The organism is Pseudomonas morbosilactucae, assembly GCF_023241665.1.
GTDB classification, from domain to species: Bacteria; Pseudomonadota; Gammaproteobacteria; order Pseudomonadales; family Pseudomonadaceae; genus Aquipseudomonas; species Aquipseudomonas morbosilactucae.
The window spans coordinates 98,868-119,675 of sequence record NZ_JALQCX010000019.1 but is presented as its reverse complement, the minus strand read 5'-3'; the positions used below and the strand labels follow the sequence as shown (position 1 = coordinate 119,675).

General features: G+C 64.2%; 16 protein-coding genes and 1 pseudogene. 5 read left to right on the top strand and 12 right to left on the bottom strand.

Annotated features, from left to right (window positions below):
- Positions 1-275: 275 nt before the first annotated feature.
- From M1B35_RS12475 to M1B35_RS12465, 3 genes are read right to left on the bottom strand one after another with little or no spacing between them, the layout of a single operon-like run.
- A complete protein-coding gene (locus tag M1B35_RS12475; protein ID WP_268262046.1) occupies positions 276-836 on the bottom strand; it encodes a hypothetical protein in 561 nt (186 codons plus the stop codon).
- Positions 837-876: 40 nt separating this feature from the next.
- Entirely contained in the window at positions 877-1,674 is a 798-nt protein-coding gene (locus M1B35_RS12470; RefSeq protein WP_268262045.1) for a PoNe immunity protein domain-containing protein, read from the bottom strand.
- Positions 1,675-1,688: 14 nt separating this feature from the next.
- Positions 1,689-2,225: a hypothetical protein gene (locus M1B35_RS12465; protein ID WP_268262044.1), complete on the bottom strand. Its 537-nt coding sequence runs from the start codon at positions 2,223-2,225 to the stop codon at positions 1,689-1,691.
- Between the two features lie 20 nt (positions 2,226-2,245).
- Between M1B35_RS12465 and M1B35_RS12460 the strand changes: the two genes are divergently transcribed.
- Entirely contained in the window at positions 2,246-2,545 is a 300-nt protein-coding gene (locus M1B35_RS12460; RefSeq protein ID WP_268262043.1) for a hypothetical protein, read from the top strand.
- Between the two features lie 98 nt (positions 2,546-2,643).
- Here the strand turns inward: M1B35_RS12460 and M1B35_RS12455 are convergent, their stop codons facing one another.
- The 4 genes from M1B35_RS12455 to M1B35_RS12440 all read right to left on the bottom strand — a co-directional run bounded on the left by M1B35_RS12455 (position 2,644) and on the right by M1B35_RS12440 (position 6,364).
- A complete protein-coding gene (locus tag M1B35_RS12455) occupies positions 2,644-2,835 on the bottom strand; it encodes a hypothetical protein (protein ID WP_268262042.1) in 192 nt (63 codons plus the stop codon).
- A 181-nt stretch (positions 2,836-3,016) separates the two neighbouring features.
- A complete protein-coding gene (mapR, locus tag M1B35_RS12450; RefSeq protein WP_123332583.1) occupies positions 3,017-4,426 on the bottom strand; it encodes a GntR family transcriptional regulator MpaR in 1,410 nt (469 codons plus the stop codon).
- Positions 4,427-4,510: 84 nt separating this feature from the next.
- On the bottom strand, positions 4,511-5,923 hold the full coding sequence (gene ccoG / locus M1B35_RS12445; protein WP_268262041.1) for a cytochrome c oxidase accessory protein CcoG: 1,413 nt from the start codon (positions 5,921-5,923) through the stop codon (positions 4,511-4,513).
- A 207-nt stretch (positions 5,924-6,130) separates the two neighbouring features.
- A complete protein-coding gene (locus M1B35_RS12440; RefSeq protein ID WP_123332587.1) occupies positions 6,131-6,364 on the bottom strand; it encodes a DUF3203 family protein in 234 nt (77 codons plus the stop codon).
- Positions 6,365-6,560: 196 nt separating this feature from the next.
- Between M1B35_RS12440 and M1B35_RS12435 the strand changes: the two genes are divergently transcribed.
- A complete protein-coding gene (locus tag M1B35_RS12435; RefSeq protein WP_123332589.1) occupies positions 6,561-7,055 on the top strand; it encodes an MgtC/SapB family protein in 495 nt (164 codons plus the stop codon).
- An 89-nt stretch (positions 7,056-7,144) separates the two neighbouring features.
- Here the strand turns inward: M1B35_RS12435 and M1B35_RS12430 are convergent, their stop codons facing one another.
- On the bottom strand, positions 7,145-7,315 hold the full coding sequence (locus M1B35_RS12430; protein WP_185039229.1) for a hypothetical protein: 171 nt from the start codon (positions 7,313-7,315) through the stop codon (positions 7,145-7,147).
- Between the two features lie 199 nt (positions 7,316-7,514).
- On the opposite strand from M1B35_RS12430, the gene M1B35_RS12425 reads away from it, so the two are divergent.
- The 3 genes and pseudogenes from M1B35_RS12425 (at position 7,515) to glgB (ending at position 15,153) form a co-directional block, all read left to right on the top strand.
- The gene (locus M1B35_RS12425) at positions 7,515-9,509 is read left to right on the top strand and encodes an alpha-1,4-glucan--maltose-1-phosphate maltosyltransferase (RefSeq protein WP_268262040.1); all 1,995 of its coding nucleotides are present in this window, start codon (positions 7,515-7,517) and stop codon (positions 9,507-9,509) included.
- 69 nt (positions 9,510-9,578) lie between these two features.
- Positions 9,579-12,925, top strand: a pseudogene (treS, locus tag M1B35_RS12420) (maltose alpha-D-glucosyltransferase).
- Positions 12,922-15,153 carry a 1,4-alpha-glucan branching protein GlgB gene (gene glgB, locus M1B35_RS12415; protein WP_268262039.1) on the top strand — a complete coding sequence of 744 codons (2,232 nt, stop codon included), beginning with the start codon at positions 12,922-12,924 and terminating at the stop codon, positions 15,151-15,153. The pseudogene treS and the gene glgB overlap by 4 nt, the downstream one beginning before the upstream one ends.
- 98 nt (positions 15,154-15,251) lie before the next feature.
- Here the strand turns inward: glgB and M1B35_RS12410 are convergent, their stop codons facing one another.
- The 4 genes from M1B35_RS12410 to glgX form a co-directional block, all read right to left on the bottom strand.
- Entirely contained in the window at positions 15,252-16,280 is a 1,029-nt protein-coding gene (locus M1B35_RS12410; RefSeq protein ID WP_268262038.1) for an autotransporter domain-containing protein, read from the bottom strand.
- 348 nt (positions 16,281-16,628) lie between these two features.
- Positions 16,629-17,414 (bottom strand): endonuclease/exonuclease/phosphatase family protein, encoded by a 786-nt coding sequence (locus M1B35_RS12405; protein WP_123332599.1) that lies wholly within the window; start codon positions 17,412-17,414, stop codon positions 16,629-16,631.
- 90 nt (positions 17,415-17,504) lie between these two features.
- A complete protein-coding gene (locus tag M1B35_RS12400) occupies positions 17,505-18,263 on the bottom strand; it encodes a PIG-L deacetylase family protein (protein WP_123332601.1) in 759 nt (252 codons plus the stop codon).
- A gap of 330 nt (positions 18,264-18,593) precedes the next feature.
- Positions 18,594-20,747 (bottom strand): glycogen debranching protein GlgX, encoded by a 2,154-nt coding sequence (gene glgX / locus M1B35_RS12395; RefSeq protein ID WP_268262037.1) that lies wholly within the window; start codon positions 20,745-20,747, stop codon positions 18,594-18,596.
- Positions 20,748-20,808 lie beyond the last annotated feature (61 nt).

Genomic DNA, 20,808 nt, shown 5'->3' with positions numbered 1-20,808 from the left:
CGATTCATCTGGCTGCTCTCCGACAAAGCCTCCTATTCCACCGGCAGCTTTATCGACCTCGGCCGGTGGCCGCTAACCCACCCGCACTCGCCACCTTGTAGGAGCCGGCTCGCCGGCGATGAGGCCCTGAGCCCGGCGCCGATCTTGCGACCGCAATCGCTGGCAAGCCAGCTCCTACAACCTGCCAGGTTCACCGCGCCCCTTTGTAGGGAGCCGGCTTGCCGGCGATTGGGCCCTTGAGGCTTGCAGCTTGCGGCGCTGTTGCTCCTACAGCCCTATCTTGCTGTGCGCCGACGCGGGGTCAGCAGCAGGCCCAGCAACACCCCCAGCAAACAAACGGCAATGTCCGATGCCAGACTCAGCACATAGTCCGCAGCCCGATCCGGGCTTATGCAGGTGTAGTTGTAACCGTAGCCTTGCTCATCCTGGGTGACGCCCGGCGCATTGCTCAGGTCCACCTTGACCGGTGGCGGCACTACCGCGTACGGATTGCCGATGTTCGAGTGGCTGTCCATCTGGCGTGAGAGTGTGTCGATGGCCGCCAGTTGGTCAGCGTTACAGCGGTTCTGTGCCCAGCCGCCCAGCACCATCAGGCTGAACACCAGGGCCAGCAATGGCAGCACGTAATATTTTCGCTCCGTCAACAGGCGTGCCGCCAACAGACCGACGAGTACACCGGCGATGACGCCATTGGCCCAGAACAGCCAACTGCCGCTCCAACTCGGCGGCAGCCACTGCATGACGACGGACAACACCGGTGGCAGCAAACGCACCAGCAGCATGCTCAAGGCGGCAGCCAATACGGCGACCAGAAGGGGTTTGATCAGGGATTTCATGGGTGTTTACAACCTGTTAAATGGCAGCTGAAAGGGGATGTCAGTGCTGGTCGATGGACGCAGGGATCAGCGGCGGGGTGAAGCGCCGGGCGTATTCGAGCATTTCCCGGGGGAAGATCATGTGGCGCACGGCGCTGTCGTCCAGGCCGTACAGGTAGGCGACCGCCGCGGCCTCGAAGGCCCAGTAGCCGAAGTAGCAACCGTCGTCGTCATCCAGGTGGCTGTCGTGCCATGAGGCGTGTTCGAAGGCCAGGTACCACTGGTTGCAATACTCCACCAGCAGCTCCCGGGCGTCGTTCGGGTCTTCGCTGTAGATGGCCTTGACCAGCGGCGTGTAGACGTCGTGGTACCACTCATCAATGTCCAGGCGATCCGGCAGGTAGGCCTTGAGCAGGTCTTCGACCAGGGTGTCTTCGCCGTGGTAGCCGGCGCGGTCCTGCAACCGCGCCAGGCGCGGCAGCAGGTCGCTGCGTTGCAGCAGGATGCACAGGCTGATGACCTGCACGTATTCCTCGTAGTCGTGGGGGTAATCCTCGAGGTTGATCGGCGCGATGTCGGGCATTTCCTCATAGCGCGCCAACGTGCGCTGGTAGTCCTCGTAGCTCTCGATCACCCCGTCCAGGGCCTGGGCCAGTTCCTCCATGGGCGCACCGCCGGTGTAGCTCAGGATCAGGTGGTGCAGGCGTGCCTGCTGGACCTGCCAAGCCTTGAGGGACGCTTCCTGCAAAGGGCAGTCGGCCATCATGGAGTGGGTTTGCCAGTGGGCCTCTTCGCCGGCCAGGCTTTCGAGGTGGCGGTGGTATTGGCTGTGGCTGAGAAACACTTGTCTGCGGTTCATGTCGGTGCCCAGGCTCAGTAAACGGGGATCAGGGTGAAGGGCGCTTTGCGCTGGGAGGTTTCCAGCAGCAGGGTTGCCAGGTCGACGTCGGCCGGCTCCAGCTCCAACGCCTCCAACTCTTCTTCCAGTTGCTGCGGGTCGACCGCCAGCGCGCGGATCGGCAGGCGCTGGTAGGGCCGCGGGTCTTCGCCGTAATACACCTTGGCCGGGCCCGGCGGGATGCCTTCCAGGCGGGCATAGCCTTCTTCGTCGAGACGGCCTTCGGCTTGCGAACCGTCGCTGAAGATCACCCGGTAGGCAGCGCCGGACACCGGTTCCAGATTGGGGTAATGCAGGTTCAGCTCCAGCCAGTGGCCGTCGCCGGTGAGGTGTTCCAGGCCTTGGTCAATGTCCCGGGTGATGCGGGCGGCGTCGCGGGCCTCGGGCGCTGGGGCGCTGGCGAGCGGGTCGAGGCTCGATTGCGGCTTGGGCAGCAGGGCCGGGCCGCGGCTGTGGGCCGCCGCTGAGTTGTTGCGCTGCACGGCGATCCAGGGGGCGATGCGGTCGCGCACGGTTCCATAAGAAATTCGCTGTGTTCCCGGGCTTCGTCGAGGTTGTGCATCACCAGGCGCTGTTGCTGGGGCGTGAGGCCATTGAAGGTGGAGGAGGCGCGTACGCCGTTGACGATTTCGGGCAGCTCCTCGGCCAGGCGCTGGGCGTCCAGGCACTTTTCCAGCAGTTGTTCAGGGCTGGTTTTCAGGCGGCAGGCCATGAGGCTGTGGCGGATCAGGTCGAAGAGTTTTTCGTCGTGGCGCTGGGGCGCACGGTTGATGGCGCGCAGGATCAGTTTGAGGTCTTGGCCGGGGCCAGGGATCCAGCCGATCAGGGCTAGGGCCAGGTCGAAGAAGGCGTCTTCTTCGTCTTGGGGGTTGTTGATGGCGTCCAGTTCGAAAATGGCCTGGATGCAGTCGTAGGCGTTGAGTTCCTGGGTCAGGAGGGGGAGCGGCCGCGGTGGATGGCCTTGATGAAGTCGTCTTTGGCCTCGGGATAGTCGTCGTAATACAGGTCTTCGACCATGGAGGGCTCCTTCCCTGGAAAATTGAGCGGGGCATGCTGCATGAAGTGGGAGTGGGGGGCAAGGGGGCTGGGGGCATATCCGTTGCTGCGGTACTGGCTGATCACGGTTCCGCTCTTACCGCGGGTGACTTTGCAGCCCGGCATCCCTGCCGGGGTTACCCGCGGATTTTTGCGTTTCTGTAGGAGCCGGCTTGCCGGCGATGGGGCCTTGAAGCTTGCCGCGCTCTTAAAACCGCCATCGCTGGCAAGCCAGCTCCTACCATCAACACTTTTCGGCAGATGTCGCTCAGAAGGAGCGGATGATTCGTCCGAGGGTTTCCATGGCTTTTTCGGCGGTTTCGTTCCAGGGGGTGCCGTAGTTCAGGCGGATGCAGTTGCGGAAGCGTTGGGTCGGGGAAAAGATTGGTCCGGGGGCGATGCTGATGCCTTGGGCCAGGGCCATTTGGAAGAGTTTCAGGGAGTCCATCTGTGCGGGCAGCTCCAGCCACAGGAAGTAGCCGCCAGCGGGTTGGCTGACTCGGGTCTGGGGTGGGAAATAGCGGGCAATGGCGGCGAGCATGGCGCTTTGCTGTTCTTCCAGGGCATAGCGCAGTTTGCGCAGGTGGCGGTCGTAGCCGCCGTGTTGCAGGTAGTCGGCAATGGCTGCCTGGGCGGGCATTGAGGCGCAGAGGGAGGTCATCAGTTTCAGGCGCTCGATTTTCTGCGCGTAGCGTCCGGCGGCGACCCAGCCGATGCGGTAGCCAGGGGCCAGGCTTTTGGCGAAGGAGCCGCAGTGCATCACCAGACCTTCGGTGTCGAAGGCCTTGGCCGGTTTCGGCGCTTGCTGGCCGTAATACAGTTCGGCGTAAACGTCGTCTTCGATCAGCGGCACCTGGTGTTGGCGCAGCAGTTCCACCAGTTCCTGTTTCTTGGCCTCAGGCATGCTCGCGCCCATGGGGTTCTGGAAGCTGGTCATGCACCAGCAGGCCTTGATCGGGTGGCGTTCCAGGGTTTGGGCCAACACCCCCAGGTCGATGCCGTCCCGAGGGTGCACGGGGATTTCCACAGCCTTGAGCTTGAGTCGCTCCAGCACTTGCAGGCTGGCATAGAAGGCCGGGGCTTCGATGGCCACCAGGTCGCCGGGCTCGGTCACGGCTTGCAGGCACAGGTTCAGCGCTTCCAGGGCGCCATTGGTGATCAGCAATTCCTCCATGGGCAGCATCAGCCCGGCCACCATGTAGCGCAGAGCGATCTGCCGGCGCAGTTGCGGGTTGCCCGGGGACATGTCGGTGACCACCATGCGCGGGTCCATTTCCCGCGCGGCGCTGGCCAGGGAGCGGGACAGACGTTGCAGGGGGAACAGGGTCGGACTTGGGAAGGCCGAGCCGAAGGGCACGGTGCTTGGGTCCTTGATCGAATCCAGCACCGAGAACACCAGTTCGCTGACGTCGACTTCGGTGGACTCGTTGACCTGGCTGCTGATCACCGGCTCGGAGAACGGGCTGGGCGCGTGGGTGTTGACGAAATAGCCGGAGCGCGGCCGGGCACGGATCAGGCCGCGGCGTTCCAGCAGGTAATAGGCCTGGAACACCGTGGACGGGCTGACCCCGTAGGTCTGGCTGGCGTAGCGCACCGAAGGCACGCGCTGGCCGGGGCCGAGGACTCCGGACCGGATCAGTTCGGCGATGTCGTCGGCGAATTTTTCGTAGCGTTTCATTGAACGGCTCGCGTCTGGGGGGTGGCGCTGGGCTAGACAGTGGAGGGCGCAGACGGCCGCCACGCGGCCGTCAATATAAGGCAATCAGCGGTTCATGGGCGCAACAAAGCGGCTTTCGGCCACGCTGCGCACGGCGGGGTCGTCACGGTCGCTGACCTTGAAGGCGATGGTTTGCGAGCTTTGCGCCGGGCGCTCGTCAAGCATCGCCACCGACACCGGCAGGTCGACGATCTCGCCGGGGGCCAGGCTCAGCTCGGTCTTGCCCTGGAGCTGGAAGCCGTCGCCGTCCACCAGGCTCAGTTGGTAATCCTGGCGCTCCTGGGTCTTGTTGATGATCTTCAGGCTGTAGATGTTCTCGATCTGCCCCTGGCTGTTTTCGCGGAACAGGCCACGGTCCTTGCTCACGTCCAGGGACACCATCGGCCGTTCGACCAGGGCCACCACCAGGGCGCCGATCATCACCAGCAGCACGGCGCTGTAGCCCAGCAGGCGCGGGCGCAGCAGGTGGGTCTTGCCCCCTTGCAACTGGTGCTCCGAGGTGTAGCTCACCAGGCCGCGGGCGTAGCCCATCTTGTCCATGATCGAGTCGCAGGCGTCGATGCACGCCGCGCAGCCGATGCATTCCATTTGCAGGCCATCGCGGATATCGATGCCGGTAGGGCAGACCTGGACGCACAACTGGCAGTCGATGCAGTCACCGAGGCCAACATCGGCAGGCTTCACCTCCCGTTTACGGGCGCCGCGACTTTCGCCCCGGGCGGCGTCGTACGAAATGGTCAGGGTGTCTTTGTCGAACATCACGCTCTGGAAGCGTGCATAGGGGCACATGTGCATGCACACGGCTTCGCGCAGCCAGCCGGCGTTGAGGTAGGTGGCGCCGGTGAAAAACAGCACCCAGAACAGGCTGACGCCGCCGATCTGCAGGGTCAGCAGTTCTTCGGCCAGCGGCCGGATCGGGGTGAAATAGCCGACGAAGGTCAGGCCGGTAAGCAGGCTGATGGCCAGCCACAGGCTGTGTTTGGCCGAGCGCCGCAGCAGTTTGTTCAGGCCCCAGGGCGCGGCTTGCAGCTTGATCCGCTGGTTGCGCTCGCCCTCGGTGAGTTTTTCGCACCACATAAACAGCCAGGTCCAGGAGCTCTGGGGGCAGGTGTAGCCGCACCAGACCCGGCCGGCGAACACGGTGATGGCGAACAGGCCGAAGGCGCAGATGATCAACAGCGCCGAGAGCAGGATGAAATCCTGGGGCCAGAAGGTCGCGCCGAAGATGTGGAATTTGCTTTCCGCCAGGTCCCAGAGCACGGCCTGGCGGCCGCCCCAGTTCAACCACACGGTGCCGAAGAACAGCAGGAACAGAAACCCCGCACCGCTCATGCGCAAGGTGCGGAACAGGCCGCTGAAGCTGCGGGTGTGGATCAGGTTGTCGCTGGATTTGGCCTTCATCCGGGGCGGTGAAGGCTCGAAGTTTTCTACTAATCGGACGGGGATATGTTCGCTCATGGTCGTTCGCTCATCAGCCTCCATCAGGCCGGGGCACTATGAGCGTCGATCTGTTTGCATAACAGACTCAGGTATTGGATTAAAAAGCGGATCAGATAGGCCCTGGATCAACCCGTGCGACAACTTGCCTCAGCCGCCCCGGGCCCCGGGGCCGGCCTCTGCAGCCCTCTGGCACAGGCCTCGTGCCGCGGCCTTGATATGCATCAGTCAAATCACCGAATCACTGTCGCTGGCCTTGAGGTGCTTACGCCCGTCTGTGGCACCGGCCACGGTCAGGGCGTCGGCTTCGGCCTCGGTGATGTAGATGCGCTGGCCTCGCAGTTCCACCGCCGACATGGCTTTTTCGCTGTCGGTGATCACGGTCAGAGCGCTGGCGGGCAGGCGTTCGCTCAGCTCGTCGGTCTCGAAATAGCACAGTTGTTGTTCGATGCGCAGGCTCATGGCGAGCTCCTTTTTTTGGCGGGGCGATACAGGTTAGGGCGCTGCTGGCGGCCAGGGTTCGCGGCAACCGATTAATGGTCATGGCGATGGGCTGCACCTTTGTGCCTGGCGCGCTGTCCACCCTTTGGCAGCGTCCGTTGGCCGACGCCTGCCCCCTCAACAGGAACCCACCCGCGGGTTGGCACAGGAGCCGAGCATGAACGCCTGGTGGCATGAAGTCTGGGTCACGCTACAAACGGAGTTTGCCGACATCGGCGACGCCAAGCAGGTCACGCAGATCACCGTGCGCTTGCTGATTGCCGCGATGCTGGGGGGCATCCTGGGGTTTGAGCGCGAGCACAAGGGCAAGGCCGCCGGAGTGCGCACCCATATGCTGGTGGCCATGGGGGCGGCCCTGTTTGTGCTGGTGCCGCAAATGTCCGGGGCTCAGGCCGATGCCATGAGCCGGGTGCTGCAAGGGGTGATCGCCGGCATCGGTTTCTTGGGCGCTGGGACCATTCTCAAAGGCCGAGAAGAAGAGACCGAGCAACACGTCAAAGGCCTGACCACCGCTGCCGGGCTGTGGATGACCGCCGCCATCGGCGTGGCGGCCGGCATGGGGCGCGAGGCCACGGCCGTGCTCAGTACCTTGCTGGCGCTGGGCGTGTTCAGCCTGATGCCGCGCATCGTGCGCCTGCTGGAAAAAGACTGAGCCCATGCACCGCACCACCCATCAACACACAGGCCCTTCCATGGGAAGGGCCTTGTCTATGCTTCAGGGCTTGGGTGTCTCGGCGGGGTTCAGCGCAGGCTGCTGACCACCACCGGGGGCTGGGTGCTGGGCGGGTCGCCCTTGGGCGGCGGGGTGCTGCCGGGAGGGTCCTGTTCCGGGACCGGCTGCGGTTCGCTGGGGGGCAGGGTCGGTTGATCGATATTGGGATCGGGTGTCTCTGCTGGAATCGGAATACTCATGCTAGGTGGCCTCCTTTGTGCTTGGGCTTTGCCCAGGCTCTTGAGGTGGACCTGCGTCAGGCCGATTTGATTCCCATGGGTTGCTCGACGGCCAATTTGTCTGAACTTTCTCGGACGGCATGGGCTCGGAACATGAGTGTCTCGGAACATGAGTGTCTTGGAACAAGAGCGTCCACGGGGCGTAAAGGGGTGATGCTCGATGACTGCTGATAAACCGACTGACCTGCACTACAACCCGCACTTGCCACTGTCCCAAGCGTTGCTGCTACCGCGCATCGCCATCGAGAACACCCGCCCGGTGCTCGACGGCGGCCAGTTTGCGGTCAAGGCCCTGGAAGGCCAGACCGTCGAGGTCGCCAGCAAGGTGTTCGCCGACGGCCATGACGTGTTGGCGGTGCGCATCCGCTGGCGTGGCGGTGCCGACCTGGACTGGCACAGCGAGGTCATGCAGGACGTAGGCAACAACGGCTGGGAAGGGCACTTCACGGTGACCACCCCGGGGCGCTACCTGTATTGCATCGAGGCCTGGATCGATCAGTTCGCCAGTTTCTGCTACGAACTGGGGAAAAAACACCGGGCCGCAGTGCCTGTCAGCCTGGAACTGCAGGAAGGCCGGACCCAGGTGCAGCAGGCTGCCGAGCGCAGCGACGGCGAACTCAAGCAGCAGTTGCTGGACCTGCATCAGCGACTCTCGGGCTTGCTGGAGGCGGAGCAGGTGGCGCTGTTTCTCAGTGACGAGAGTGCCCGGTTGATGGCCCTGGCCGACCACCGGCCCTACCTCAGCCTGAGCCCTGAATACCCCTTGGACGTGGAACGCGAACGCGCCGGCTTTGCCAGCTGGTACGAGCTGTTTCCGCGCTCGATCACCGATGATCCGGCCCGTCACGGCACCTTTAACGACGTGCATTCTCGCCTGGGCATGATCCATGACATGGGCTTTGACGTGCTGTATTTCCCGCCGATCCACCCCATCGGCCGCAGCCATCGCAAGGGCCGCAACAATGCCCTGACCGCCGGCCCCGATGACCCGGGCAGCCCCTACGCCATCGGCAGTGAAGACGGCGGCCACGAGGCCATCCACCCGCAGCTCGGCAGCCGCGACGACTTCCGGCGCCTGGTGGCGGCCGCGGCCGATCATGGCCTGGAAATCGCCCTGGATTTCGCCATCCAGTGCTCCCAGGATCACCCCTGGCTCAAGCAGCACCCGGGCTGGTTCAACTGGCGCCCGGACGGCACCATCAAATACGCCGAGAACCCGCCGAAGAAATACCAGGACATCGTCAACGTCGATTTCTATGCCGCCGACGCCATCCCCAGCCTCTGGCTGGAACTGCGGGATGTGGTGCTGGGTTGGGTCGAGGAGGGGGTCAAGACCTTCCGCGTCGACAACCCCCACACCAAGCCGCTGCCGTTCTGGCAATGGCTGATCGGCGATGTGCGCGAGCGTCACCCGGAGGTGATTTTCCTGGCGGAGGCTTTCACCACCCCGGCAATGATGGCGCGCCTGGGCAAGGTCGGTTACTCCCAGAGCTACACCTACTTCACCTGGCGCAACACCAAGAGCGAGCTGGCGACCTACTTCAGCGAGCTGAACCAGGCGCCGTGGCGCGACTGTTACCGGCCGAATTTCTTCGTCAACACCCCGGACATCAACCCGGCCTTCCTGCATGAGTCGGGGCGCCCGGGGTTTCTGATCCGGGCGGTGCTGGCGACCATGGGCTCCGGGCTGTGGGGCATGTATTCGGGCTTCGAACTGTGCGAGGCGGCGCCGGTGCCAGGCAAGGAGGAGTACCTGGATTCGGAGAAGTACGAAATCCGCCCACGGGACTTTGGCGCGCCGGGCAACATCATTGCCGAAATCGCCCAGCTCAACCGCATCCGCCGGCAGAACCCGGCGCTGCACAGCCACCTGGGGCTCAAGCTGTACAACGCCTGGAACGACCAGATCCTGTACTTCGGCAAGCGCAGCGCCGACGGAGACAACTTTGTGCTGGTGGCGGTCAACCTCGACCCGTTCAACGCCCAGGAGGCGCATTTCGAGTTGCCGCTGTGGGAGTTGGGCCTGCCGGACGATGCCCAGACCCAGGGCGAAGACCTGATGAGCGGCCACCGCTGGACCTGGTACGGCAAGACTCAATTCATGCGCCTGGACCCGGCTCAGCCCTTCGGCATCTGGCGCATCACTACCTCGTAGGCGCCGGCTTGCCGGCGATGGCGATGGGGATTGGGCCTCGCGCGAATTCATTTTTTTCAGGAGTCAAACATGGCCAAGAAAGCCCGCTCAGCCACCTTTATCCAAGACCCGCTCTGGTACAAGGACGCGGTGATTTACCAAGTGCATGTGAAGTCTTATTTCGACTCCAACAACGACGGCATCGGTGACTTTCCCGGGCTGATCGCCAAGCTCGACTACATCAAGGACCTGGGGGTCAACACCATCTGGCTGTTGCCGTTCTACCCCTCGCCACGCCGCGACGACGGTTACGACATTGCCGAATACCGCGGCGTGCACAGCGACTACGGGACCATGGCCGATGCCAAGCGCTTTATTGCCGAGGCCCACAAACGCGGCTTGCGGGTCATCACCGAACTGGTGATCAACCACACCTCCGACCAGCACCCCTGGTTCCAGCGGGCGCGCAAGGCCAAGCCCGGCTCGGCGGCGCGGGACTTCTACGTGTGGTCCGATGACGATCAGAAATACGACGGCACACGGATCATCTTTCTCGACACCGAGAAGTCCAACTGGACCTGGGACCCGGTCGCTGGCCAGTACTTCTGGCACCGCTTTTATTCCCACCAGCCGGACCTCAACTTCGACAACCCCCAGGTGATGAAGGCGGTGCTGTCGGTGATGCGTTACTGGCTGGACATGGGCATCGATGGCCTGCGCCTGGACGCCATTCCCTACCTGATCGAGCGCGACGGCACCAACAACGAGAACCTCCCGGAAACCCACGATGTGCTCAAGCAGATCCGGGCCGAGATCGACGCCAACTACCCGGACCGCATGCTCCTGGCCGAGGCAACCAGTGGCCGGAAGACACCCAGCTGTACTTCGGCGACAAGAAGGGCGACAACGGCGACGAGTGCCACATGGCCTTTCACTTCCCGCTGATGCCACGCATGTACATGGCCCTGGCCCAGGAAGACCGCTTCCCGATCACCGACATCCTGCGCCAGACCCCGGAAATCCCCGCCAACTGCCAATGGGCGATCTTCCTGCGCAACCACGATGAGCTGACCCTGGAGATGGTCACCGACAAGGAGCGCGACTACCTGTGGAACTACTACGCCGCCGACCGTCGGGCGCGGATCAACCTGGGGATTCGTCGGCGCCTGGCGCCCCTGATGGAGCGTGACCGCCGCCGCATCGAATTGCTCAACAGCCTGCTGCTGTCCATGCCCGGCACCCCGACCCTGTATTACGGCGACGAAATCGGCATGGGCGACAACATCTACCTCGGCGACCGCGACGGCGTGCGCACGCCGATGCAGTGGTCCATCGACCGCAACGGCGGTTTCTCCCGGGCCGACCCGGCAAGCCTGGTGCTGCCGCCGATCATGGACCCGCTCTACGGCTACCCCTCGGTCAACGTCGAGACCCAGGCCGGCGACCCCCATTCGCTGCTTAACTGGACCCGGCGCATGCTCGCCACCCGCCAGCAGTCCAAGGCCTTCGGGCGCGGCACGCTGAAGATGCTGTCGCCGAGCAACCGCCGGATTCTGGCCTACACCCGGGAATACACCGGGCCCGATGGCAAGCACGAGATCATTCTCTGCGTGGCCAACGTGTCGCGCAGTGCCCAGGCCGCGGAACTGGACCTGTCGGCGTTCGCCGGCATGGTGCCGGTGGAGATGCTCGGTGGGAACGCCTTTCCGCCCATTGGCCAGTTGAATTTCCTCCTGACCCTGGCGCCCTACGGCTTCTACTGGTTTGTCCTGGCGGCGGAAAACCAGATGCCCAGCTGGCACGTGGAGCCGGCGCAAAGCCTGCCGGACTTCACCACCCTGGTGCTGAAAAAACGCCTTGAAGAGCTGCTCGAAGAGCCGGCGCGCACCAGCCTGGAGCAGGGCGCACTGCCTACTTGGCTGGCCAACCGGCGCTGGTTCGCCGGCAAGGGCGCGGCCATCGACCAGGTGCGCATTGCCTACGGTGTGCGCATCGGTGACCCGCAGCACCCGGTGCTGCTCAGCGAACTGGAAGTCACCAGCGGCGGCCAGACCAGCCGTTACCAATTGCCGTTCGGCCTGCTGGGTGAAGAGCAGATCGGTGCCGCCTTGCCCCAGCAACTGGCCCTGGCCCGAGTACGCCGTGGACGCCAAGTGGGCTTGATCACCGATGCCTTTGCCCTGGAGAGTTTTGTCACCACGGTGCTGCAGGCGATCCAGGCCGGGACGGTGCTTGCCAGCAGCGACGGCGAGATCCGCTTCGAGGCCACTCCAGAGCTGGCCAAGCTGGGCCTGGGTGCCGACGCCGAGGTGCGCTACCTGTCGGCCGAGCAGTCCAATAGCTCGGTGGTGGTGGGCGGCAGCCTGGTGCTCAAGCTGATTCGCAAAGTGGCTTCGGGGGTTCACCCCGAGCTGGAAATGGGCGCCTACCTGACCCGCGCCGGCTTCGCCCACATTTCGCCGTTGCTCGGCTCGGTGATCCGCCGTGATGCCCAGGGCGAGGACAACCTGCTGATGATCGCCCAGGGTTACCTGAGCAATCAGGGGGATGCCTGGGAGTGGACCCAGAACAACCTGGAACGCGCGCTGCGCGACGAAATGGCCGAGGCCATGTCCGAGCAGGAACAGCACTACAACGCCCTGGGCGAGCTGCGGGACTTTGCCGGCATGCTTGGCCAGCGCCTCGGGGAAATGCACCAGATTCTGGCAGCCGCCGACGCCGATACGGATTTCTGCCCGGAACCGAGCACGGCCAAGGACACTCAAGCCTGGGGCAAGCAGATTGGCGCGCAACTGGAGCACAGCCTGCAATTGCTCAAGGCCCATCAAGGGCAGCTGTCGGCGTCCGATCAGCGTCGGGTCGCACACTTGCTGCAACACAAAAAAGCCATCCTCGAACACGTCCGCGCCCTGGCCGGTCAGCTCCAGGGCGGCTTGCGCATCCGCGTGCATGGCGACCTGCACCTGGGCCAGGTGCTGGTGATCAAGGGTGATGCCTATTTGATCGACTTCGAAGGCGAGCCGGCCCGGCCGCTGCACGAACGGCGCGGCAAGCACAGCCCGTACAAGGACGTCAGCGGCGTGCTGCGTTCCTTCGACTACGCCGCAGCGATGGCGCTGAATATGCAAGGTGTGGATGGCTCGGCCGAGGCTCAGGCGGCCCGGCAGCGGGTGGCCACGCGGTACTTGGAGGAGGCCAGTGAAGCCTTTATCCAGGCATATCGGCTGGCGACGGCTAGTCTTGCCCATGGCTGGCAGCAACCGGGCGCGCAGGATGCCGCCCTGGCGCTGTTCAGCCTGGAGAAGGCCGCTTATGAAGTGGCCTATGAAGCAGAAAACCGTCCTGCCTGGCTGCCCGTGCCATTACGTGGCCTGGTGGGGCTGTTGAACGAACTGAAACCCTTTTCCGATATTGAGAGTGGTGGAGCGCAGTCATGAGTTTCTCGAACAAGGAACAGGGAAAAAACCAACCGACATTGCTCCCCGCCGCCCAGGACATCGAGGCGTTGGTACGGGCCGAGCATCAAGATCCGTTTGCCATTCTCGGGCCCCACGGCGACCTGGCCGGCGGCCAGTTTATCCGTGCGTTCCTGCCGGGTGCCCTGAGTGCCCAGGTGTTGGCGCGGGGTGATGAGCAGGTGCTGGGCAGCCTGGAAGCCAGCTCGGTGCCGGGCTTGTTTGTCGGCCATTTCAACGACACCCGGCCGTACCTGTTACGCATCCAGTGGGCCGGTGGCGAGCAGATCAGCGAAGACCCTTACAGTTTTGGCCCGTTGCTCGGAGAGATGGACCTCTACCTGTTTGCCGAAGGCAATCACCGCGACCTCAGCGCGTGCCTTGGGGCCCAGTTGACCAGCGTCGAGGGCATCGACGGTGTGCGCTTTGCGGTCTGGGCGCCGAACGCCCGACGGGTCTCGGTGGTGGGAGATTTCAACGTCTGGGACGGTCGTCGTCACCCTATGCGCCTGCGTCATCCGTCCGGGGTCTGGGAGTTGTTCATTCCACGCCTCAAGGCCGGTGAGGCCTACAAGTACGAGATTCTCGGCGCCGACGGCATCCTGCCGCTCAAGGCCGACCCCATGGCCCTGGCCACCCAGTTGCCGCCGGACACCGCGTCGAAAGTCGCCGAGCCGTTGCGCATCGACTGGCAGGACCAGGCCTGGATGCAGGACCGGGGCGAGGCCCATCGGCCCAGCGCGCCGCTGTCAATCTACGAGCTGCACGCCGGCTCCTGGCAGTGCGAGGAAAACGACCTGGGCGAGGTGGAGCGCTTCTACAACTGGCACGAACTGGCCGAGCGCCTGATCCCCTACGTCAAAGACCTGGGCTTCACCCACATCGAGCTGATGCCGATCATGGAGCACCCGTTTGGCGGCTCCTGGGGCTACCAGCCGCTGTCACAGTTCGCGCCCAGTGCACGCTACGGTTCGCCGGCGGATTTCGCCGCCTTTGTTGACGCCTGCCACCAGGCCGGGATCGGTGTGATCCTCGACTGGGTGCCGGCGCATTTCCCCACCGATACCCACGGCCTGGCCCAGTTCGACGGCACCGCGCTGTATGAATACGGCAACCCCCTGGAAGGTTTTCACCAGGATTGGGACACCCTGATCTACAACCTGGGGCGCACCGAGGTCCACGGGTTCATGCTGGCGTCGGCCCTGCACTGGCTCAAGCACTTCCACATCGATGGCCTGCGGGTGGATGCGGTGGCCTCGATGCTCTACCGCGACTATTCGCGCAAGGCCGGAGAGTGGGTGCCCAACCGCCACGGCGGGCGCGAGAACCTGGAGGCCATCGACTTCCTGCGCCACCTCAACGACGTGGTGGCCCTGGAAGCCCCCGGGGCCCTGGTGATCGCCGAGGAGTCCACCGCCTGGCCGGGGGTCAGCCAGAGCACCCAGCAGGGCGGCCTGGGCTTTGCCTACAAATGGAACATGGGCTGGATGCACGACTCCCTGCACTACATCCAGCAGGACCCGGTGTACCGCGCTCACCATCACAACGAACTGAGTTTCGGCCTGGTGTATGCCTGGTCCGAGCGTTTCATCCTGCCGATCTCCCACGACGAAGTGGTGCACGGCAAGCACTCGCTGATCGACAAGATGCCCGGCGATCGCTGGCAGAAATTCGCCAACCTGCGTTCCTACCTGAGCTTTATGTGGGCCCACCCGGGTAAGAAGCTGCTGTTCATGGGCTGTGAGTTCGGCCAGTGGCGCGAGTGGAACCACGACCAGCAACTGGACTGGTACCTGCTGCAATACCCCGAGCACCGGGGCGTGCAGAAGCTGGTGAGCGACCTTAACCGCCTGTACCGCGAAGAGCCGGCGCTGCATGAGCAGGACGACGCGCCCCAGGGCTTCCAGTGGCTGATTGGCGACGACGCGATCAACAGCGTCTACGCCTGGCTGCGTTGGAGCAAGGACGGCAAGCCCTTGCTGGTGGTGGCCAATTTCACCCCGGTGCCGCGCCAGGGTTACCGGGTCGGCGTGCCGGTGGCGGGGCGCTGGAGCGAGCTGCTCAACAGCGACTCGCAACTCTACGCCGGTTCCAACTATGGCAACGGCGGCGAAGCCTTCACTGAAGAGCAGCCCAGCCACGGCCAGGCCCTGTCCTTGATGCTCAACCTGCCGCCGTTGGCGGTGTTGATCCTGCGTCCCGAAGGTTGACGGTGTGCCGGTGCGGGGCCCCCCAAGGCCCTGCGCCGGACTCGTCGCACCACCAACGCCCACCAGCGACGGCTTCACCGACCGTCGCGGCGCGGCGCTTACCAACGCATGCGGATGCCCAGGCTGCCGATCAGGCCGTTGAGGTCGTTGTCGTCCACGTCGCTGCTGTAGTCGGCGCTGACGTACAGGCTCACCGCCGGGGTTACCCGTGCCACCAGGCCCAGGCCCACTTCCACGGTGGAGGCGTTGCGGCTGCTGCTGATCTTGTCCACCTGATCCAGGCTGATGGTGTCGCCGCTGTAGACGGTGTGCCAGAGGTTGGTGCGCACATAGGGTTCCACCGGCAGGCCGCTGATGTCGTAGCGGCCTTGCAAGCGTGCGCCGACCCGGCCGCTCCAACTGCTCAGGTCGCTGCCGGAGTCGGCGCCGACATGGGCGGTGTCGAGGCTGATGCGCTGGTTGATCAATTGTGCCTGGGGTTCGATCACCCAGTTGTCCCCCAGGCCAATGGCGATCCCGCCTTGCACCGACAAGGTCACGGCGCTGCCTTCGCTGATTTGCCGCTGCCCCTGCTGATCACGACTCAAGCCGCTGACCCGGGCACCGCTGGCCGACAGGTCCAGGTGCCAGCCCTGGGCGCCGCTCAGGCTCCAGAAGGCGCCGAGGCCGTTGCCCTGCAGATTGTCGACGCTGAGTGTGCGAGGGTCGTTGAAGCCGCCCGGTACGGCGGCGCCCTGGGCCTGGACCACGTTGCGTCCGCCGATCAGGCCGATGCGCTGGGTGGCGCCGCCGCTGTGCTGGATGCTGTAAAGCACGGGGCCCTGGCGCAACTCGTTGCTGCTGCCGGGAAGGCGTGATCCCAGGTAGCCGACTTCCAGCACTGGGTCAGCCAGGCGTGAGGCTTGCAGGGCGGAAGGGCTGGGCTCGCGGGTGGGGTCGGGCAGTACGGTGTCGAGGGGCGTCTGGGCAAACTGCAGGCTGCTCAGGCTCGGCTCCTGGCGATACCAGGCGTTGTCGGCGTCCGTGGCGGGGGCCGCCAGGACCTCAAGGGAAGAACACAGCAGTACCGATGCGGACAGGCTGCAGAGGGTCAGTTGAATCTCGTGTGAGGTGAGGGAGGTATTCATGGGGGTCTACCTTGCAATCGCATGCTTTATCTCGTCTGCGCCACTCCTACCGCCGATTGAGAGGCAGCCGAATTTAATGAGGCGAGGCCGCTCGACCCGCTTTAAAGCAGGGGTTTGCGGCCTCGCCCCAGGTCGTAATACCGGGGGTAGTAATCTGTAGCTAAGGAGAGCGAAGGGGCAGCGTCAAGAAAAGTACCGACCAAAGGCAGGCTTATTTCAGGGCGTTCAAGTCGCTGAAATCACGGGTTTATCTAAGTGATTGTTTGTGCGCAACATCGACCGCCAGAGGGGCTGGAAAGGTTTTTATATAGCCTGCTACGCAACCTTTCCAGCGCGCCGAAAACCGCCCTACAAATGCACTTCCACGGCCAGTGGCAGGTGGTCCGACAGGTGCGTCCAAGGCTTGTTGCCAAGGATCCGTGGTTCATGGCTGCTGGCGTTGCGCAGGTAGACCCGGTCCAGGCGCAGCAGCGGCCAGCGCGCCGGGTAGGTTTTTGCCGGGCGCCCGGTGTGCCGCTCGAAGGCTTCGTGCAGGTAGTCGCGGCGGGCGAGGGTGGCATTGCCGTGCAACTGCCAGTCGTTGAAGTCCCCGGCGATGATCACCGGCGCGTCCTCAGGCAAGGATTCGAGCAACTGGCACAGCAACTCCAACTGCAATTGGCGATGGCTTTCCAGCAGGCTCAGGTGCACACAGATGGCGTGCACTTCGGCGTGCCCGGGCACTTCCAGCACGCAATGCAGCAGCCCACGGCGTTCGGGGCCGGTGATGGAAACGTCGAGGTTGCGGTACTGGCGGATCGGGTATTTGGACAGCAGGGCGTTGCCGTGATGGCCGTCGGGGTACACCGCGTTGCGGCCGTAGGCGAAGTCGCTCCACATGCTGTCGGCGAGGAATTCGTACTGGGATTGCTGCGGCCAATTGTCGAAGCGCGAGGCATGGCGGTCATGCTCGCCCAGCACTTCCTGGAGAAACACCAAGTCGGCCGCCGTGCTGCGTACCGCTTCGCGCAGTTCGGGCAGGATGAAACGTCGGTTCAGGGCGGTGAAGCCCTTGTGGGTGTTGACCGTCAGAATCCGCAGTCGGTGGATGTTGCCCACCTCTTGCGTCGTCGCGGTGGGGGAATCGCTGCTCACGTTCGCTCCTCTGTGGCCGGGCCTGTCTGGGGCCGGGATCAAACCGGTTACCAGATGCGACCTGCCGCCGGGGCCGTCGGTTCCGGTTTTTTACATCAGGATGATTTCGTAGGGGCTGCGCAGGCGTTCCAGCAGCACCGGCGACAGCGGCGCCTGCAGGCCAATCTGCGGGTCGCCTTGCAACTGGCTGGCGTAGGCATGGGTGGCGTGGCGCTTGCGAGCCACGGTCCAGGTGTCCAGGCGCAGTTTGCGCGCGCGGTGCCAGGGAATGTGTTGCTCATCGCGCTGCGGCCAGTGCCAGGCCCACACCGGCAGTTCATGGAACTGCGCCCCGACCTGGGCGGCGGCGTGGGCACTGGCGCGGCCCACGGCCTGGTGGTCGGCGTTGTCGTCCTTGCTCCAGGTGCTGAACACCACATCGTCGGGGCGCAGGTAGCGGCTGATGAAGTGGCTGATCTGTTGTTCGCGCTCGGCCAGGAAGCGGTCACTGAACCCGCCGCGAATCCACTTCAGGCTGTGCAGGGGCAGGCCCAGGCGGCGCAGGGCTTCGGCGCTTTCCTGGGGGCGGAAGACACTCAGCCGGCGTTGCGACCACAAGGCCGAGCCGGGGTGGCTGGCGCTGCCGTCGGTAATGGAGATCAATTGCAGGGGGTAGCCGTGGTGGGCCAGGACTTGCAGCAGGCCGCCGCTGGCCACGACTTCGTCGCCGGGGTGGGCGGCAATCATCACGGCCCGGGAGCCCGCGGGCACCAGGGTGGCGATGTTCACCGTGGCCAGGCCGGGCAAGGCACGAGCACTGTTCCAGATCTGGCTGGGCCAGGGGCTATCTACAACGCGTATGGGTTTCATCGAGTGTCACATCCCTGTTGCCAGTCGGTCTGCGGCGATGGCCTCAAGTCTCGGGGGCCGTGCTGCATCCTGGGTTTACCCGCACGCCCGTGAGGCAGCCTGCGTGGAAGGCGCTCCATACCTTGGATTGCCGATTTACCGGGGGCCAATCATACACAGCCGCGACGGGCCAGACAGGCCGGCCGTGGCTTTTTTTCCGGTGTTGATAATGGATCTTGAGGGTAGTTGGCAAAACCCATAGGCGCCATCATCCTGCCTGCATCGATCAAAGCCGGTGTGCCGCGCGGGCTCCCGCGTCGGCAAACCGGCCTTCATCGCTGCCTGAGCGGGTCAGTCTTCCTCTTCGCGCTGCAATTCAAAGAACAGCAGCGAGCGACCGGTGACCGAGTATTCATGGCCGAACTCGAAGCGCTCCTGGCCTCGCACCGCCGGTTGGTTGGTGTCGATCATGCAGGTCCAGAACTCACCCTCGGGTACTTCCGGCAGGCGGAAGTTGACGATGTCGTGGTGGGCATTGACCACCAGCAGCACCGTGGCGTCGGCCCCCGGGCGACGGATGCCGGTTTCCTGGGCACGGCCGTCCAACAGCATGCCCAGGCAGCGGCCGTGGGCGTCCTGCCAGTGGTCGGTGGTCATCTCCACGCCATCCGGCGCCAGCCAGGTGACGTCCTTGACCCCGATGTCTTCGTTGTAATTGCCCACCAGGAAGCGCCCGCGCCGCAGGATCGGGTAGGCCTGGCGCAATTTGATCAGGCGCTTGACGAACTTGAGCAGGGCCTTGCCGTCGGCGTCCAGGTTCCAGTTGACCCAGCCGATGTCGCTGTCCTGGCAATAGGCGTTGTTGTTGCCGTGCTGGGTGCGGGCGAACTCGTCGCCGGCCACCAGCATCGGCGTGCCCTGGGCCAGCAGCAGGGTGGCGAAGAAATTGCGCATCTGGCGCAGGCGCAGGGCGCGGATTTCCGGGTCGTCGGTGGGGCCTTCGACGCCATGGTTCCAGGACAGGTTGTTGTTGCTGCCGTCCTGGTTGTTCTCGTCGTTGGCTTCGTTGTGCTTGTCGTTGTAGGACACCAGGTCGTGCAGGGTAAAACCGTCGTGGGCGGTGATGAAGTTCACCGAGGCGTAAGGGCGGCGCCCGCGCTCGTTGAACATTTCGCCCGAGGCGGTCATGCGCCCGGCAAAGTCGGCCAGTTGCCCGTCATCGCCTTTCCAGAAGGCCCGCGCGGTGTCGCGGAACTTGTCGTTCCACTCCACCCAGCCCGGCGGGAAACGCCCCACCTGGTAGCCGCCGGGGCCACAGTCCCAGGGCTCGGCGATCAGTTTCACCTGGCGCAGCACCGGGTCCTGGCGGCAGGCCACGAGGAAGCTGTGGCGCTCGTCGAAACCGTCGTGGTAGCGCCCGAGGATGGTCGCCAGGTCGAAACGGAAGCCATCCACGTGCATTTCCGTGGCCCAGTAGCGCAGGGAGTCGGTGACCATTTGCAGCACGCAGGGGTGGCTCAGGTCGAGGGTGTTGCCGGTGCCGGAATCGTTGATGTAGAAGCGCTTGTCGTCGGGCATCAGCCGGTAGTAGGAGGCGTTGTCGATGCCGCGCATGGACAGTGTCGGCCCTTGCTCGTTGCCCTCGGCGGTGTGGTTGTAGACCACGTCGAGGATCACCTCCAGGTTGGCCTCGTGCAGGTGGGCGACCATCTCCTTGAACTCGGCGATCTTGCCGCTGGCCAGGTAGCGCGGGTCCGGGGCGAAGAAGGCGATGCTGTTGTAGCCCCAGTAGTTGGTCATGCCTTTTTGCAGCAGGTGCTGGTCGTTGACGAACGCATGGATCGGCAGCAGCTCCACCGAAGACACGCCGAGCTTGCGTATGTGCTCCAGCACGTCGTCCACCATCAGCCCGGCGCAGGTGCCGCGCACCGCCTCCGGCACGCTCGGGTGGGCCATGGTGAAGCCGCGCAGGTGGGTTTCGTAGATGATGGTCTTGTCCCAGGGCACGCTGACGCGTTGGTCGTTACCCCAGGTGTGGGCGGGGTCGATGACCTTGCTCTTGGGCACGAACGGCGCGCTGTCGCGCTCATCGAAACTCAGGTCGGCATCGGGGTGACCGATGGTGTAGCCGAACAGTGCCTCGGACCATTTCAGTTCGCCCACCAACTGTTTGGCGTAGGGGTCGATCAGCAACTTGTGGTGGTTGAAACGATGGCCGTTGGCCGGGTCGTAGGGCCCGTACACGCGGTAGCCATAGATCAGCCCCGGGTGCGCATCGGGCAGGTAGCCGTGGTAGATCTCGTCGGTGTATTCCGGCAGCTCGATGCGCTCCAGCTCGACCTCGCCGCTGGCATCGAACAGGCACAGTTCGACTTTTGTGGCATTGGCCGAGAACAACGCGAAGTTGACCCCCAGGCCGTCCCAGGTGGCGCCGAGGGGGAACGGCAGGCCCTCACGAATGCGTGACGCCTCGAACTCAGCGGTGGCTTTTTTTGGCGTGGTCATAGGTGCTCCTGCAATGGTCGATTAGGGCGGCAAAAAAAATCTCGGGCGCACAGGCTCCTTG

Bases quoted from the DNA above. Each gene is read 5' to 3' on its own strand.
- M1B35_RS12475 (WP_268262046.1), bottom strand. From the start codon at position 836: ATGAAATCCCTGATCAAACCCCTTCTGGTCGCCGTATTGGCTGCCGCC.
- ccoG (WP_268262041.1), bottom strand. From the start codon at position 5,923: ATGAGCGAACATATCCCCGTCCGATTAGTAGAAAACTTCGAGCCTTCA.
- glgX (WP_268262037.1), bottom strand. From the start codon at position 20,747: ATGACCACGCCAAAAAAAGCCACCGCTGAGTTCGAGGCGTCACGCATT.
- glgB (WP_268262039.1), top strand. From the start codon at position 12,922: ATGAGTTTCTCGAACAAGGAACAGGGAAAAAACCAACCGACATTGCTC.
- M1B35_RS12440 (WP_123332587.1), bottom strand. From the start codon at position 6,364: ATGAGCCTGCGCATCGAACAACAACTGTGCTATTTCGAGACCGACGAG.
- M1B35_RS12430 (WP_185039229.1), bottom strand. From the start codon at position 7,315: ATGAGTATTCCGATTCCAGCAGAGACACCCGATCCCAATATCGATCAA.
- M1B35_RS12435 (WP_123332589.1), top strand. From the start codon at position 6,561: ATGAACGCCTGGTGGCATGAAGTCTGGGTCACGCTACAAACGGAGTTT.
- mapR (WP_123332583.1), bottom strand. From the start codon at position 4,426: ATGAAACGCTACGAAAAATTCGCCGACGACATCGCCGAACTGATCCGG.
- M1B35_RS12400 (WP_123332601.1), bottom strand. From the start codon at position 18,263: ATGAAACCCATACGCGTTGTAGATAGCCCCTGGCCCAGCCAGATCTGG.
- M1B35_RS12470 (WP_268262045.1), bottom strand. From the start codon at position 1,674: ATGAACCGCAGACAAGTGTTTCTCAGCCACAGCCAATACCACCGCCAC.
- M1B35_RS12425 (WP_268262040.1), top strand. From the start codon at position 7,515: ATGACTGCTGATAAACCGACTGACCTGCACTACAACCCGCACTTGCCA.
- M1B35_RS12410 (WP_268262038.1), bottom strand. From the start codon at position 16,280: ATGAATACCTCCCTCACCTCACACGAGATTCAACTGACCCTCTGCAGC.